The sequence below is a fragment of the Stenotrophomonas mexicanensis genome (assembly GCF_032911605.1).
Taxonomy (GTDB): Bacteria; Pseudomonadota; Gammaproteobacteria; order Xanthomonadales; family Xanthomonadaceae; genus Stenotrophomonas; species Stenotrophomonas maltophilia_A.
Genome location: NZ_JAWJTG010000012.1, coordinates 23,191 through 37,450, shown reverse-complemented (window position 1 = coordinate 37,450; position 14,260 = coordinate 23,191). Strand labels below are relative to the sequence as shown.

Below are 14,260 nucleotides of genomic sequence, written 5' to 3'. Positions count from 1 at the left end.
GATTCCAGATCTGAGACGATCATGCCAGCTTCGCCCCCCAACCCCAGCATGCTAACCGATCAATTGCGTCAGGCCCTGCGGGAGGCACAGGATCAGGTGAACGCACTGGTACTGGGCAAGGTGCCGGAAGTCAGGCTGGCGTTCGTCGCATTGCTGTCCGGCGGTCACCTGCTGATCGAAGATCTGCCCGGCCTGGGCAAGACCACGCTGGCGCATGCGCTGGCCAGCAGCCTCGGCCTCAGCTTCCAGCGCGTGCAGTTCACCTCCGATCTGTTGCCCGCCGATGTGCTGGGCGTGTCGGTGTATGAAGCCGGCAGCCGTCAGTTCCAGTTCCACCCCGGCCCGGTGTTCACCCACGTACTGCTGGCCGACGAGATCAACCGCGCACCACCGCGCACGCAGAGCGCGTTGCTGGAAGCGATGGCCGAGCAACAGGTCACCCTGGATGGACAGACCCATGCCCTGCCCGATCCTTTCTTCGTGATCGCTACGCAGAACCCGGTGGATCTGTCCGGCACGTTCCCGCTGCCGGATTCGCAGCTGGACCGCTTCCTGCTGCGACTGGCGATGGGTTACCCCAGCGCGCAGGCCGAGCGCGAGCTGCTGCGCGGCAGCGATCGCCGCGACCTGATCGCGCGTGCCGTACCGAAACTGGATGACACCCAGGTGCGCGCGCTGCGCGACGCAGTGAACCAGGTGCATGCCAGCGACGCGCTGATCGACTATGTGCAGGCGCTGCTGACCCGCAGCCGCCAGCATGCCGGTGTGCGCGTGGGCCTGTCGCCACGTGCGGGCCTGGCGCTGCTGCGCGCGGCCAAGGCACATGCACTGCTGCTGGGGCGCGGCCATGTGGTGCCCGAAGACGTGCAGACCCTGTTCGTGGCGGTGGCCGGTCACCGACTGGTGGCGGAAGCCGAATCCAGTTCGGGTCCGGCACTGGCGCGCGCGATCCTGCAGACCGTCGCGGTGGACTGAGCGTGGCCACACGCTGGGCACGCATGCAGCTGCTGGCTCGGCCACGCAGGCCCGAAGCCTTGCCGAGGCGGCTGGACCGCCATCGCATCTATGTGCTGCCCACCCGCTTCGGCCTGTTCGTTGCCACCCTGCTGACGGCCATGCTGCTGGGCGCACTGAACTACAACAACAACCCGGCGCTGCTGCTGGCCCTGCTGCTCGCGGCAGCAGCAATCGCCAGTGCCATTGCCGCGCATCTCCAGTTGTCTGGCGTGCAGATCGATGCGATCTCCGCCGAGCCGGTAGCGGCCGGGCAACCATTGCGTCTGCGCGTGGACCTCTCACTGCGTGACCCGCGTGCGCGGCACGGCCTGCATCTGCAGCTGGGTGACAGCAACGCCTGGACCTCGCTGCCTGCGCACGGCCGTGGCGAAGTGGAACTGGACGTTCCCAGCGAACGCCGTGGCTGGCTGGAACTGCCGCGCATCCGACTGTCCACCACCCAGCCGCTGGGCCTGGTGCGGGCGTGGTCGTGGGTGTGGCCGGAACAGCCGCTGCTGGTCTACCCGCTGGCCGAAGCCGTGGCGCCTGCACTGCCGGAGAGCGGCAGCGATCCGCTGCACACCCGCGCCCATGCCAGCGGCGAGGAACTGCATCAGCTACGCCCCTACCGGGCCGGCGATGCGCCGCGCAGCATTTCCTGGAAGCACTCGGCACGCCGCGACAGCCTGCTGGTGCGCGAGTACGAAAAGCCGGTCGGCATCGAAGTGATCCTCGACTGGCGCTCGTTGGCGCCGTTGGGCCATGAAGCACGCATCGCTCGATTGGCGCGCTGGGTGGATGTGGCCGAGCGCGAGGGCCGCCGCTACACCCTGCTGCTGCCTGCACACCCGCCGTTCGGGCCCGGTCAGGGCGCCAGCCACCATCACCTGTGCCTGCGCGCGCTGGCGCTGATGCCGCATGACTGAGACCCCGGCCCTGCTCGACCGCAATGCCCGCAACTGGACCCTGGCCAGCGCGGCGCTGGCCTTGTTGCCGTTGCTGCTGCAGCTGCCGCCACTGCTGGCTGGTGTGATCGCGCTGGCGGCGATCATCACCGCCGCCCTGTCGTGGCGGACAGTGTTGCCGATGCCGGTACGCCTGCTGCTGGTGCTGGGCATGCTCGGCGCCATCGTCTGGCAGATGGGCATGGTGCGCCCCGGGCGCGATACCGGTTGCGCACTGCTGGCCGCGATGCTGGCGATCAAGTCCAGCGAGCTGCGCAGCCTGCGTGATGCCCGCAGCCTGCTCGGCTTCGCGCTGTTCTCGCCCTTTGCAGCATTCCTGCTCGACCAGGGGCCGCTGACAACCGCGCTGGCCGCGCTGGCCGGGGGCAGCGCACTGATCGCGCTGCAACGCCTGGCCCAGGATGAAGGTCATGCCGGCCGCCTGCCACTGCGCGGGCAGCTGCATGGTGTCGGCCGTCTGTTGGCGATCGGCCTGCCGCTGGCATTGGCCTGTTTCTGGCTGTTCCCGCGCCTGGCCACACCACTGTGGGGTGTTCCCGAGCGCGCCGTGGGTACACCGGGGTTGTCCGACAGCATGGAGCCCGGCCAGTGGTTGGACCTGATGGCCGACGACAGCCCGGCGCTGCGCGTGCAGTTCTTCGGCACTCCACCCGAGCCGGCGCAGCGTTACTGGCGCGGCCCTGTACTTACTGCCTTCGATGGACGGCGCTGGACACGCGACCGCGCCAGCGCGCGGCGGCCTGCTGCGGTGGTTGAAGCAAGTACACAGGGCTGGGATTACCAGATCGACTACGAGCCGACCGACCGCCGCCAGCTGGTGGCGCTGGACCTGCCCAGCCGCGCGCCTGCAGGCAGCATGCTGGATGCGGACATGAGCCTGAGCAGCGAACGCCCGCTGGCCTCGCTCAGCCGCTGGCGGTTGCATTCGGCCCCTCCCCTGCGTTTCGACAGCACGCTGTCGCCCTATCTGCGCCGCGCGACGCTGCAGCTGCCGACCGGCTTCAACCCGCGCACCGCCACGTTGGCGCAGCAATGGCGACAGGAGGCTGGCAGCGATGACGAGGCCATCGTGCGCCGCGCGCTGCAGTGGATCACCACCGACTTCTCGTACACGCTGGACACCCCTGCGGCGGGACGCGACCCGATCGACGAGTTCCTGTTCGGCTACAAGGCCGGCTTCTGTGAACACTTCAGCTCGGCCTTCGTGGTGCTGATGCGCAACGCCGGCGTCCCGGCGCGGGTGGTGACCGGTTTCGCCGGCGGCACCCGCAACCGCATCGGCGACTACTGGGTAGTGCGGCGAATGGATGCCCACGCCTGGGCCGAGGTGTGGCTGCCGCAGCGCGGCTGGGTCCGGGTCGACCCGACCGCAGCCGTGGCACCGGAACGCATCCTGGACACACTGGATGACCGCCTGCAGGCCGGCACGGACACGCCACTGCAGCAGCGTTGGCTGCAGCTGGGCCAGATGGGCGACTGGCTGCGCCGCGGCTGGAACGACCTGGTGCTGTCGTTCGATGCGCGCCGCCAGCAACAGCTGCTCAAGCCGTTCGGGCTGGACGATCTGGGCCCCGGGCAGCTGGTCGCTGGCTTCGTGGTGGCCGCACTGCTGGCGCTGGCGTGGATGGCCTGGCTGCTGGCCCGTGGCGAGCGCGAACGCGACCCGCTGCTGCGCGCCTGGCACCGGCTCGGACGGCGCTACGCCCGCCTCGGCCTGGCCCGTGAACCGCACGAAACCGCCCAGGACTGGGCACAGCGCGTACACCGGCAGCGTCCTGACCCGGCCCTGCTCGCGCTCAGCCAGCGTTTCGCTGATGCGCGTTACGCTGGAACTTGCACCGACCTCGCTTCATTATTGCGGGACCTGCGCAGGCATCGCCCGACTTCCGGAGCCTCCCCATGAACACCAAGTTCCTTCTCACCGCTGTGGCCACGCTGGCCCTGTCGGCCTGCGCCACGGCCCCCAAGCCGCTGCAGGGACAGTTCAGCCTGGTCTCCCCTCGCGATTCGGTCGCTACCCAGCAGGTCGGCACGCCGGTCCGTTGGGGCGGTCGCATCATCGAAACCAAGCCCGGCCAGGGCGAGACCTGCTTCCAGATCATCTCGCGCCCGCTCAATGGCAGTGGCCGCCCGAACACCACTTCGTCCGATGCCAGCGACGGTCGTTTCATCGCCTGCCGTGCCGGCTTCTACGACCCGGCGGTGTTCGAAGCCGGTCGTGACGTGACCTTCATCGGCAAGATCGACGGCTACCAGAACACCCGCATCGGCGAATACGACTACCGCCTGCCGAAGCTGTCGGCTGATGTGATCTACCTGTGGCCGGAACAGCGTCAGGTCGACGTGGTGCCCTACCCCTATGGCCCGTGGGGCCCGAGCCCGTATGGCCCGTACTGGGGCGGCTATGGTCGCTGGGGCTGGTGGTGATCGTCACCGCACAGGCATGACGGAAAAGGCCGCCCTCGGGCGGCCTTTTCCATCCACGCCGGGATACGGCAGATCCACGCCAGGCGTGGATAGGGGCTTCAACGCCCCGGGGTACCGAAGTGCCCCAGCGGCGCACCGGCCAGCAGGTGCATGTGGATATGGAACACGGTCTGCCCGGCATCCTCGCGGCAGTTCATCACGATGCGGTAGCCGTCCTGAGCAAAGCCCTCACGGCGCGCGTACTCGGCGGCAGCCAGCGCCAGCTTGCCGATCAGGTGCGCCTGCGACGGCTGCAGGTCATCCAGGGTCGGGATGATCTCGTTCTTCGGAATGAACAGCACGTGCACCGGCGCCTGCGGTGCGATGTCCTTGAAGCCCAGCACCTCGTCATCCTCGTAGACGATGGTGGCCGGGATCTCGCGACGGATGATCTTACTGAAGAGGGTTTCGTTGCTCATGGTCGGCCTCGGCGGGGATGTCTCCCGCATTGTAGGCCGCTCACGCCCGGCCATGCCGGCCGTTGCTCAATCGCGGAATTCGCTGCGCGTCCCGAACGCGTGCGACAGCGTGCCACGATCGACGTATTCCAGTTCACCGCCCAGCGGCAGGCCCTGCGCCAGGCGGCTGGGCTGCACCTTGCGTGCGCGCGCCAGCTGCGCCAGGTAATGCGCGGTGGCCTCCCCCTCCACAGTGGCGCTGGTGGCGATGATCAGCTCCTGCACCTCGCCTTCGGCCAGCCGCCGCTCCAACTGCTCCAGGCCCAGCTCGCGCGGGCCGATGCCATCGAGCGGCGACAGCCGCCCCTGCAGCACGAAGTAGACACCGCGGAAACCTGTGGCGTTTTCGATGGCCAGGCGGTCGGCCGGCGATTCGACCACGCACAGCTGGCTGCGTTCGCGGCTGCTGTTGGCACAGGTCGGGCACAACTCGGTTTCGCTGAAGTCGCGACATTGCGAGCAGTGGCCGATGCGCTCCACCGCCAGCGCCAGGGTTTCGGCCAGGCGCTGGCCACCTTCGCGCTCGCGCTCGAGCAGGTGGTAGGCCATGCGCTGCGCCGTCTTCTGGCCCACGCCAGGCAGCACCCGCAGTACGTCGATCAATTGTTCAAGCAGGGGTGCGGACACGGCGGCAGGCTTTCATTGCGTCGAGCAGGCTCGACGGCTGTTTGTAGAGTCGAGCCATGCTCGACTGAAGGTTGGAGCAGTCGAGCAAGCTCGACTCTACGGGATCCGTGGCACCCGGTTACACGGGTGCCACGCTGAAAATCAGAACGGCAGCTTCATGCCCGGCGGCAGCTGCATGCCGGCGGTGGCCGAACCCATCTTCGACTTCGACTCGGCATCGATCTTGTTCGAGGCATCGTTGAAGGCGGCGGCGATCAGGTCTTCCAGCATCTCCGGGTCGCTGGCCAGCGACGGGTCGATGCGCACCTTGCGGCATTCCTTGGCGCCGGTCAGGGTCACGCTGACCATGCCGCCACCGGCGCTGCCGGTCACTTCGATCTTGGCGATTTCTTCCTGGGCCTTCTGCAGGTTTTCCTGCATCTTCTGGGCCTGCTGCATCAGTTGGGCGATGTTGCCGCGCATAGTGTCTTACTCGTCAAAAGAACGGATGGAATCGGAAACAACCCGGGCGCCGTGCTGTTGGATCAGCACCTGCACTTCCGGATCGTCCATGAAAACAGCCTCTGCCACCTGCTGCCGCTCGCCACGCTGGCGATCGGCACGCTGGTGCAGGGTCTCGGCCGGAACGTGTTCGGTTTCCACGGTCTCGACCACGATCTTCGGCGCTTGGCCGAGGGCCTTCTCCAGCATCTCGCCCAGGGCGGCCAGCGCGCGCTCCGAGCGCAGATATTCAAATCCGGGCGAAAGACCCAGTTTCAAGGTCCCGTGCTGGCAACTGATGAAGGCGGCGTTGGCGGCCAACTGCCGCGACGGGCCGCTCAGGCCACTGTTGGCGACCAGATCCAGCCAATCCTCGGCGCTGGCCAGATCGCTGACACCTTCCTGCGGCACGGCATCACGTGCCGGGGCCGGCTCGGCCGGCGCGATGGCAATGCCTTCAGTGCGGAACGGGCGCTCGGGCGGCGCAGGCTCGCTGGGAGCCGCGACGGGAGCTGGCGGTTCATGCCAGGGCGCCACCATGGCGGCGTCCGGCCCAGCCATCTCGGCCGCCAGCGCCTCGTCACGCGCCCCGGCTTCGTCGGTGGCCCACGGCGGCAGGTCGTCGCCCGCTTCGGCTTCAACGGATGCCGGTGCCGCTGCTTCGGCCTTCACCGGCGGCGGTGACACGGGCTCTTCCACCGGAACCGGCTCGGGCTCCGGGGTCGGGTCCGGTTCGGGTCGTGGGGCCGGCTCAGGTTCGGGTTCAGGTTCGCGCGGCGCGGCCTGCGCCGGAGCGGCCACCTGCGCTACTACGGCCGGGCTTGCCGAAGTGGCGGCAGCAACCGGTGTCGCTTCGTGGGTACCCGTACCGCTGCCACCACCGGCAGCATTGCCACCCGGCGCATTGCCTGCACCGTCCACCGACTTCGGCACCGGCGGGACCGCCGCGGCCGGGCGGAACGCCAGCATGCGCAGCACAGCCATTTCAAAGCCCGCGCGCGGGCTAGGCGCCAGCGGCAGGTCACGACGGCCGTTCAAGGCCATCTGATACCAGAGCTGCACCACTTCCGGACGCAGGCGTTCGGCGAACACCGTCGCATCCAGGCCTTCGGCAGTCGCTGCGGCACCCGGTACCAGCTGCTGCACCTGGATGCGATGCAGGCCTTCGGCCAGCGCTTCCAGTACGCCGCTCCAGTCCGGCGAGAACTCCGCCAGCGCAGCCACCACCTGCAACAGGCGCGGACCATCGCCTTCGGCCAGCGCATCGAGCATCGCTGCCACCTGGGTGCGGTCGACCGTGCCCAGCATGGTGCGCACTACGTCCTCGCGCAGCGCGCCGCCGGCGTAGGCGATCGCCTGGTCCAGCAGCGACAGGCCGTCACGCAGGCTGCCGTCGGCGGCCTTGGCCAGCTGCACGATGGCGCTGCCGTCGGCCTCGATTTCCTCAGCCGCCAGGATGCGGGTCATCTGGCCCTGGATCTGATCCTCGTCCAGGCGCTTGAGGTTGAACTGCAGGCAGCGGCTGAGCACGGTGACCGGCAGCTTCTGCGGGTCGGTGGTGGCCAGCAGGAACTTCACGTGCTCCGGCGGCTCTTCCAGCGTCTTCAGCAGCGCGTTGAACGCCGCCTTGGACAGCATGTGCACTTCGTCGATCAGGTAGACCTTGTACTTGCCACGCGAGGGCATGTACTGCGCGTTCTCGATCACCTCGCGCACGTCATCCACACCGGTGTTGGACGCGGCGTCGATTTCCAGCAGGTCGATGTAGCGGCCGGCGTCGATGTCCAGGCAGGCCGCGCACTGGCCGCACGGGTCGGCGCTGGTGCCCTGCTCGCAGTTCAGCGACTTGGCGAAGATGCGCGCGATGGTGGTCTTGCCCACGCCGCGGGTACCGGTGAACAGGAACGCATGGTGGACCCGGCCGCTGTCCAGCGCGTTGCTGAGCGCACGGACCACGTGTTCCTGGCCCACCAGCTCGGCAAAACGCTTCGGACGCCACTTGCGGGCAAGGACGAGATAGGACATCAGGCCACCGTTTTCCATCGGATGTTCCATTGTGCCATGCCTGTCCAGCCCCCTCGCCTCCGGCACGTCCTTCGCAGGTTCCTGACCGGGGTGCTTGTGAAGTGCCGCGCGGCCCGCTAGAATCTGCGCCCCTGCTGAGGCGTTTGCCGATGGCAGGGATCCGGAGAGGTGTCCGAGTGGTTGAAGGAGCACGCCTGGAAAGTGTGTAAGCGTCTAAACCGCGCTTCGGGGGTTCGAATCCCCCTCTCTCCGCCAGACAAACGCAAAAGGGCCGCCCACAGGGTGGCCCTTTTGCGTTTGTCTGGCGGATGGGATGGGTGGTGAGAAGCCACGCCGGGGTTCGACGGTTCTGCAGGAGCAGAACCGGACCGCCGCAGGCGGGTCCCGAGGCGCAACGCGCATCGGGATCGGGTGCATGGATGCACACGACAATCCCCCTCTCTCCGCAAGATTACGCAAGCCTCTGTTTACGCAGGGGTTTTTGCTTTTCTGGGGTAACCTTCGGCGGGACACGAATCGGGACACATCTGACGATGCACATCCCACACCATCTTGTTCGCGCGCCCTCTGGGCTCTGATCGTTCCGGCAACGGGTCCCGCCGATCTCCAGGCCATCGCGTCTTCAAACGCCGACTGCGCAAGACCGAGCTGGCCGTGGCCCAGCTGCGCCCTGCAACTGACGGCGCGCTATGCTCGGGCTTTCGAGGCGCTGAGAGAGCAACGCATGGGAATCAAGGAAGAGGACATCGGCGCGCTTCCAAGCACCTGACCGATGGCGACCCGCTACAGCAGTTGATCTTGAACCGGACCAAGGCGGCAGACGGGACGGTGACCGAGCACTAGCAAATCGACTGGCCTCGCTGCCGCTCGGCCCCCTCTCGGCAAAACGGTAATGGCGGCGCTCCTGCGCCGCCGGGCTTGCGCAACGGCGAAAACTCGTTATGCACTAGGGGTGGGCAAACGTCCTAGCAGCGGCACGCGCCGCCGACAAACTCCTGAAAGCCGCTGGTTACGACACGAGCGGCGAAGCTTGCGCCGAACCATGAAGAAAAAGCGAAAAGCAGCCAATGCCGCCAAGCAAGGGAAGAAGAAGGGAACAATGCGGAGAGCTCTGGCGCGCTGGTCGATGGCTTACATCGACCAGCACTGCATTATTGCCCATGCCTGCGAAGTCAGGGTGCCCTTAAGAGGGCACCCTGCTGCACCATATACGACTACCCTTGTGGGCGCGGATCAGGCACCTGGTCTCCTGCGAATCCCTTGTAGAGCAAAGACGCTCTCCTGTCGGCAGCCGCCAGCTCCGCAGAGCTGAGACCCATCTTCGCAATCTCGGTCGCTGCTTTGTGGTCGCCCATGATGTAAGCCAGACGGAGATATGCTGCACCATCTACCGCGTTTGGCACTTTCGATTCGCGATACGACTCTGAGATCGCGTAAAGCGCATAGAAGTTGCCCGATAGCACCTGATTTCGGAGCATGACTTGGCCGTCCATGAAGTTCTTCTCCAAGGCAATCCGTTTTCCCAGCACCGCGGCTGCGGTGGAGTCGCCCACTGACGCCTTTTGCTGCAATACATCCAGCGACTCTGATCGAAGCCGCTCGAGTTCAGCCTGCGAAGGATATTGATGCCGAATTAGCCATTCAGCCTCTTCTTGCGATCTTGCTTGCAGAGGGCCGGCGTCACGGCAGTCTCCAGTGCACAAGCGCTGCGCAACCACGGCCGCGTCAAAGCTATGGGATTCACCACCCGTCGAGTGCTGGGACGTGGTAGCGCGTGGTGTCTGTCCCGGAACAGAGTGGGACGACTCGGCGCCTTCTGCCGCCGGTGCCACTGCGCCCTTGTCTGGGGCGGGTTGTTCTGAACAAGCCGTGGCGATGACTGCCAAAATGGCCGTAAACAGAATCGATCTCGCGTGCATTACTTTACCCCGCACATGTTTTTCTGGACCTGTGTCCACCATTTTGAGCAGGATGCGTCTTCCGTCACTGCACGCCATTTCTCGCCGATAGAGTTTCGCGTGTCAACGAGCTCGACGATCCCATACGGAACGTAGTTTTCGAGGGGTACGCCAACCTTTCGTTGATGTTCAATGAACCAAATCATGAAATTCTGATTGTCGTTGGCCTCAGCATCGAATGCTTTCAGCATCTCGATACAATACTGTTCCGGCTTGGTCAGCGTTCCCCCGACGCGATACTGACTCGACGCATCGAGCTGAATGTCACATGTCAAACCAAGCTGAATCCGCATGCGAGCATTGGTCTCCACAAGGCTGGCGCCTGAGGCGAAACTGTTGACCTGTTCCTGCAAAGCTACTTGAAGGAACCAGATGGCTAGGGAATCCATCTGGATCGGCGTTCCTTCCCAATAGGCCTTGCCATTGACGAACGAATGAGCCATCCGCATGGAAGAGCGTTGTCCCGCGGGTATTCGATCATCCCCAAACAGCGGATCCGTTGGCATGGGAATAGGATTAGGGCATGCGGCGGGACGAGTGGCAAGCAGGAATTCACAAGATTGTTGCTGGTCACTACCAGCCCCGCCACCGCCCCCACCACTTGAATCGCCGGGATCATATCCTAGGTCAGGCGGGCGAGCCGGCGGTTCCATCGGAGGAGTGTATGGAGGAACGTAGGGAGGAGGGGTTGCGTCCACCGGAGGAAGATTGGTAGTGCCCCTGTCCGTCGAGGTGTCTGCGAAGCCGGGCTGAACGGCAAAGAAGCATCCTGCAACTACCAAGGTCAATCTGATGCTATGCCGTATTGCGGCACTCAGATCCGAGCCCCGAGTTGTCGAGTTTTTTGAGCGGTGCACGTGTCGCATTTTTCTCAATTCATCCTTGTGCATTTATCGATTGAGGAGGGCAATTTTCTCCCGAAGCACTGTCCTTGCAGATCTTCCGGAGAAGGGTGCGAAGCGTTTCGCTATAGAACTTGATGTGGCGACAGTCCTCGTGTTTGGAAACTATTTTTGCGGAAAGCCCATGATTTACCGTGCTGTTGAGTGCACAGATGCCGGCTGGGGAAATCTGTCCGAAGGCTGCTAGACAATCCAGAACGCGGGTATCGCACCCTGCCGCTTCTGCATCGAGATAGGCTTTCCCGATGTTAGAGCTGGTATGACGCCATTGGATGTAGTGGTTCACATCGAATAAGGTTCCACCGTCCATGGATCGCTCCCGCCATGATCTAGTTAGGCCAATTTTGTCGAACATGAGCCGCCACGCAATGTAAAGCGGATACAAGCTACGTTTCCTGGAGGCCATTTTGATCAAGAGGGTTCGGGCCACTCTGCCGTTGCCGTCATGCAACGGATGGATCGTCAAGAACTGAAATGCCGCGGCTTCGTCAATCTCCTCATTGGGGTTGTCGAGATGATCTGCGAGGAATGACACTAGATCCGCCATCTGTTGCGGCACTCTTGCCATTGCGGGGCAAACAAGACTTGCCTCTAAGGGCGATGCTGCCCCGACCCAGGAGCGATCTGAGCGAAGTTGGAACGGTGCAATTCCGGAGCACTGAGCCATCTGCTCCAGAAAACTCCTCCAATCCTGAACATCGCTAGTTGCCAGCGGTCGGATGCTTTGAATGATTCCGTCCTTGGCACTGGGTGAAAGTGAATAGCTCTCAGCCACGTGGACTCTGTGGACACGATTGAATCGGGCTGTAATCAGCAGCAGTGCCCGAGCCGCTTTCATGTCCATCCGCCAGTCAGTGTGCGTCACTGAGGAAAATGAGTGTCCTGACAGTGGCTGGGGACTGGAGACAACGACTCCATGGTCTTCCCATATGCGGGGATCGGCCGCTTCCTTGATCAACGGCAGCGGTGTGAATAGGCAGCCCGGATGGATTTCAACAGCCGACGGCATTCTTCATGTCCCCGATAGCGAATTGAGAGCTTGGGCGGCGCTTATGAGTCGTCCCGATACGTACTAACGTAGAAGTGGCATGATCACCCCCGGTGATTGGGAGAAGATCCTCTCCCCTCGCCGGGTGCCCGTTGTTCGCAGTGAAGTGGTTAGCCACTAGGAGGCCCTGAGATGGCTCATTGAGCAGTCGGGTCCAGCGGGTAGGACCAATTGGAGTAGCTATCCCGCGACCAGCCCTCGGCGATCCAGGCGGCATTCTCTAAAGGCACACGGAGGAGCCCCGGAGCTATCCGTGCATGCTTGGATAGTCCTACAATGCGCCGGGCACAAAACAGGGCACTCCCGGTTTGTGAATGCCAAGCGGTTCAAGGGGTTGGATCCGACTCAACTGGATCCCCCCTCTCCGCCAGATAACTGAAAAAGGCTGCCTCAAGGGGTGGCCTTTTTCAGTTATCTGGCGCGGGACGCGAAGTGCGCTGCGCGCGCTTCGCCCCAAACGTTGCTGTGCAACCATTGGGCCCCTCCCTTCGCCTGCCTCTCCCCGCCCCTGTCGGGGCAGCCCCTCAACAGAGGGACTTGTTCCTCCAGATCCATCAGTAGATCCACGCCACGCGTGGATGCTTTTGATCGCCTTACGCACGCTCGTTGGCACTCCAAAACAAAGCTGAACGAAACCTGAAAATTCGCTATCGTAGACGCCTTCATCCGACGCTTGGCCCATTGCCCATGAGTTCGACCGACAGCGCTCACGCCGACTGCGAGAACTGCAACACCGCCCTGCAGGGCCACTACTGCCATCGCTGCGGGCAATCGGCGCACAACCCGCTCAAGCACGTGGGCCATGCCATCGAAGAAGTGTTCGAATCCTTCTGGCACCTGGACGGGCGCATCTTCCGCACGCTGCGCGATCTCTGGGTTCCCGGCCGCATCACGCAGAACTACCTCAAGGGCCGCCGGGTCGGATACGTGCAGCCTTTGCGGCTGTTCGTCATCCTCACCCTGTTTACGTTCTTCATCGGCAAACTGTTCGTGCACGTCGACGACATCCGCATGGGCGGAGGCGATTCGCTGTATGCCAAGTCCATCACCGTTGAACAGGTCGAGGCCGCACGCGCGAAACAGCTGACGATGATCGATCAACAGCAGGCCAGCTCACCTGCTACCGGCAACGCCGGCTTCGCCATGGCCAGAGCGGCGGTGAATGCGGCAGCCGCACAGCGTAAAGCCGAGCTCACCGGCACCAGCAAGGAGGTCGCCACGACCGAGCCCGGCACCTTCTTCAACCACACCGTCAACGGCAAACCGTGGGACGCTGACACCAACCCCATCGTGGTGGCCGGCTGGCCCCGGTTCGCCAACAACTGGCTCAACAAGCGCCTGCACAACGGCAACGCCAACATCCAGCGCATGGGGGGCAAGACCGATCTGTACATGCAGGCGATCCTGACCGCATTGCCCGGTGCCCTGTTCTTCCTGATGCCGGTGTTCGCGCTGGTACTGCGCATCGCCTACGTGCCACGGCAGATGGGGTATCTGGAACATCTGGTGGTGGCGCTGTACAGCCACTGCTGGCTGATGATGGTGCTGCTGGCAACCTTCCTCATCGCCGGCATCAGCAGCGCGCTCGCATCCCCCGCCTTCGCCGCCGCCAGCCAATGGCTGTATGCCCTGCTGTGGCTGGCGGTCCCGGTCTATCTGCTGTGGATGCAGCAACGCGTGTATGGCGGCAACAAGGCGCTGACCGTGTTGCGCTACCTTGCCATCGGCGGCGTCTACCTGTTCCTGGTGAGCTTCGTGGTGATGTATGCGGTGCTGGCGGGAATCTCGGCCTGAGGGATACACGCACGGCATCCGGCCCATGAATCCACGTGTAGCGTGGATCTACTGACGATCGTCTATCGTGGGCCCATGAACCTCCGCCTCTACCGACCCGCAGATGCCAGCGCCTGCCTGTCGATTTTCGACAGCAACGTGCCCACCTACTTCGCGCCCGAAGAGCGCAGCGACTTTGAACGCTTCCTGCGTGAGCAGGCCATGGACTGCGCCTTCCAGGTGATCGAGCGCGACCACCGCATCGTGGCCTGTGGCGGCCTGTCGCGACGCGGTGATGGCAGTGCCGGTTTCTGCTGGGGCATGGTGCAGCACGCGCTGCACCGGCATGGATTGGGACGCGAACTGGCGCTGGCGCGCCTGCGCCAGGCCGAAGCGGATCCCTCGATCAATCGCGTCACGCTCAGCACCAGCCAGCACACCCAGGGCTTCTACGCCGGCCTGGGCTTCCAGGTGACACGTGTGGTGCCCGATGGCCACGGCGCCGGGATCGACGCTGTGGAAATGGAGCGGGAGCTCTAGCGCTCCCGCCCCGGTCCCATCC

General features: G+C 64.4%; 13 protein-coding genes and 1 tRNA gene. 7 read left to right on the top strand and 7 right to left on the bottom strand.

Annotated elements, in window-relative coordinates:
• Window positions 1-21 precede the first annotated feature (21 nt).
• From R1L06_RS07400 to R1L06_RS07385, 4 genes are read left to right on the top strand one after another with little or no spacing between them, the layout of a single operon-like run.
• Window positions 22-975 (top strand): AAA family ATPase, encoded by a 954-nt coding sequence (locus R1L06_RS07400; protein ID WP_317217316.1) that lies wholly within the window; start codon window positions 22-24, stop codon window positions 973-975.
• A gap of 23 nt (window positions 976-998) precedes the next feature.
• Window positions 999-1,922, top strand: coding sequence for a DUF58 domain-containing protein (locus R1L06_RS07395; RefSeq protein WP_185749964.1), 924 nt, complete (start codon window positions 999-1,001; stop codon window positions 1,920-1,922).
• A complete protein-coding gene (locus tag R1L06_RS07390) occupies window positions 1,915-3,864 on the top strand; it encodes a transglutaminase TgpA family protein (RefSeq protein ID WP_071228018.1) in 1,950 nt (649 codons plus the stop codon). Before R1L06_RS07395 ends, R1L06_RS07390 begins: the two co-directional genes overlap by 8 nt.
• A complete protein-coding gene (locus R1L06_RS07385; protein ID WP_032127773.1) occupies window positions 3,861-4,388 on the top strand; it encodes a Slp family lipoprotein in 528 nt (175 codons plus the stop codon). Before R1L06_RS07390 ends, R1L06_RS07385 begins: the two co-directional genes overlap by 4 nt.
• 98 nt (window positions 4,389-4,486) lie before the next feature.
• On the opposite strand, the gene R1L06_RS07380 is transcribed toward R1L06_RS07385, so the two are convergent.
• The 4 genes from R1L06_RS07380 to dnaX form a co-directional block, all read right to left on the bottom strand.
• A complete protein-coding gene (locus R1L06_RS07380; RefSeq protein ID WP_014646179.1) occupies window positions 4,487-4,846 on the bottom strand; it encodes a histidine triad nucleotide-binding protein in 360 nt (119 codons plus the stop codon).
• A 66-nt stretch (window positions 4,847-4,912) separates the two neighbouring features.
• The gene (gene recR / locus R1L06_RS07375) at window positions 4,913-5,512 is read right to left on the bottom strand and encodes a recombination mediator RecR (RefSeq protein ID WP_317217315.1); all 600 of its coding nucleotides are present in this window, start codon (window positions 5,510-5,512) and stop codon (window positions 4,913-4,915) included.
• A 141-nt stretch (window positions 5,513-5,653) separates the two neighbouring features.
• Window positions 5,654-5,974: a YbaB/EbfC family nucleoid-associated protein gene (locus tag R1L06_RS07370; protein ID WP_004154630.1), complete on the bottom strand. Its 321-nt coding sequence runs from the start codon at window positions 5,972-5,974 to the stop codon at window positions 5,654-5,656.
• Window positions 5,975-5,980: 6 nt separating this feature from the next.
• On the bottom strand, window positions 5,981-8,017 hold the full coding sequence (dnaX, locus tag R1L06_RS07365) for a DNA polymerase III subunit gamma/tau (RefSeq protein ID WP_317217313.1): 2,037 nt from the start codon (window positions 8,015-8,017) through the stop codon (window positions 5,981-5,983).
• Window positions 8,018-8,179: 162 nt separating this feature from the next.
• Between dnaX and R1L06_RS07360 the strand changes: the two genes are divergently transcribed.
• Window positions 8,180-8,272: transfer RNA gene (locus R1L06_RS07360), tRNA-Ser, on the top strand.
• Window positions 8,273-9,231: 959 nt separating this feature from the next.
• On the opposite strand, the gene R1L06_RS07355 is transcribed toward R1L06_RS07360, so the two are convergent.
• From R1L06_RS07355 to R1L06_RS07345, 3 genes are all read right to left on the bottom strand, one after another.
• Window positions 9,232-9,570 (bottom strand): hypothetical protein, encoded by a 339-nt coding sequence (locus R1L06_RS07355; RefSeq protein ID WP_152593484.1) that lies wholly within the window; start codon window positions 9,568-9,570, stop codon window positions 9,232-9,234.
• A 365-nt stretch (window positions 9,571-9,935) separates the two neighbouring features.
• Window positions 9,936-10,628, bottom strand: coding sequence for a hypothetical protein (locus R1L06_RS07350; protein WP_152593485.1), 693 nt, complete (start codon window positions 10,626-10,628; stop codon window positions 9,936-9,938).
• A gap of 223 nt (window positions 10,629-10,851) precedes the next feature.
• Window positions 10,852-11,652 (bottom strand): Fic family protein, encoded by an 801-nt coding sequence (locus R1L06_RS07345; RefSeq protein WP_317217312.1) that lies wholly within the window; start codon window positions 11,650-11,652, stop codon window positions 10,852-10,854.
• Between the two features lie 960 nt (window positions 11,653-12,612).
• On the opposite strand from R1L06_RS07345, the gene R1L06_RS07340 reads away from it, so the two are divergent.
• Together R1L06_RS07340 and R1L06_RS07335 are read left to right on the top strand one after the other, a co-directional pair.
• Complete coding sequence (locus R1L06_RS07340) at window positions 12,613-13,719, top strand: DUF3667 domain-containing protein (protein ID WP_182267334.1); 1,107 nt, start codon at window positions 12,613-12,615, stop codon at window positions 13,717-13,719.
• A 75-nt stretch (window positions 13,720-13,794) separates the two neighbouring features.
• Window positions 13,795-14,238, top strand: a complete 444-nt coding sequence (locus R1L06_RS07335) for a GNAT family N-acetyltransferase (RefSeq protein WP_182267333.1) — start codon at window positions 13,795-13,797, stop codon at window positions 14,236-14,238.
• Window positions 14,239-14,260 lie beyond the last annotated feature (22 nt).